Origin of the sequence: Streptomyces jumonjinensis, from assembly GCF_009600885.1 — a bacterium.
Classification (GTDB): domain Bacteria; phylum Actinomycetota; class Actinomycetes; order Streptomycetales; family Streptomycetaceae; genus Streptomyces; species Streptomyces jumonjinensis.
Genome location: NZ_VCLA01000149.1, coordinates 1 through 1,240, shown reverse-complemented (window position 1 = coordinate 1,240; position 1,240 = coordinate 1). Strand labels below are relative to the sequence as shown.

Annotated in this window: 2 protein-coding genes; both read left to right on the top strand. The window is 71.9% G+C overall.

Annotated elements, in window-relative coordinates; all coding sequences use genetic code 11:
* On the top strand, nucleotides 1-191 hold a 191-nt coding region (locus FF041_RS18705; protein ID WP_153523883.1), incomplete at its 5' end, for a hypothetical protein.
* Nucleotides 192-678: 487 nt separating this feature from the next.
* Nucleotides 679-1,240: glucosamine-6-phosphate deaminase (locus tag FF041_RS18700; protein WP_323392106.1), on the top strand; the 562-nt coding region annotated here is incomplete at its 3' end.

The following is a 1,240-nucleotide window of genomic DNA, read 5'->3' as shown; positions in this document are numbered from 1 at the left end:
CGGTCTGCCGTCGTGAAATCGCCGTTGTCGCGGGCCGCTTCGCCCGCCACGACCCGGCGGGCTCCCGTACCTCGGCCGAGTTGGTCTCCTGTCCCGGCTCCCGCAGTCAGGCGCCGTACTCCCCCGCCGCCCAACCGTCCCTGGACGGGTTCACGGTTCCGGACTTCCCCGGTCAGCTGCCGCTGTTCTGAGCATCCGGACCCGCCTCTGCCGTGTCCGTCGAAGTCCCGTCTGCCTGCCGTGCCCTGTGGAGCCCTGCGGGTACGGGTGGGGGTGCCCGGCACCCAGCGTTGTCGTCGGCCGCCGACAGTCCCCCTGTGCCCTGCGGCACGGGAGGTACCCCCACTCTGTGCCTTGCGACACGGACGTGCCCCCAACCCTGCGCCCTGCGGGCACGGGGCGCCCCCACCGCATGCGCTCTCTCCCCCTGGGCTCCGCCCGGACCCCCGTCCTCCGCCCCCCGATCCTCCCCCGTAGCCCTGCGGGCACGGGCAGCACCCCCCAACCAGACCTCGCCAGGCCGGCCTCCGGGCGGACGGCGCTCCTGTGACGACACTCCCCAGCCCCTGGCCGCGCGCGTCCATCCCGTGGTCACGTACGCGACAGATGCCCTGCTCACCCGGTAGATTGGTCTACACCATTGCGCATACCGAGACGCACACAGAGACAGGGATCTTCGTGGAAGTTGTCATCGTTCCGGACTCCGCCGCCGGCGGCGAGCTCATCGCCGAGGCCATGGCCGACCTGCTGCGCCGTAAGCCCGACGCCCTTCTGGGGGTGGCGACCGGCTCGACGCCGCTCCCGATCTACGAGGCCCTCGCCGCCAAGGTGCGCTCCGCCGACGTGGACGCCTCCCGGGCCCGGATATGCCAGCTCGACGAGTATGTGGGGCTGCCGTCCGGCCACCCCGAGTCCTACCGCTCGGTGGTGCTGCGCGAGGTGATCGAGCCGCTCGGGCTGACCGAGTCCTCGTTCATGGGTCCGGACGGCACGGCCGATGACGTGGCCGCCGCCTGCGAGGCGTACGACCGCGCCCTCGCCGAGGCGGGCGGCGTCGACCTCCAGCTGCTCGGCATCGGCACCGACGGTCACATCGGCTTCAACGAGCCCTGCTCCTCGCTCGCGTCCCGGACCCGGATCAAGACGCTCACCGAGCAGACCCGCCAGGACAACGCGCGCTTCTTCGACAGCGTCGACGAGGTCCCGCACCATGTGATCACCCAGGGCATCGGCACCATCC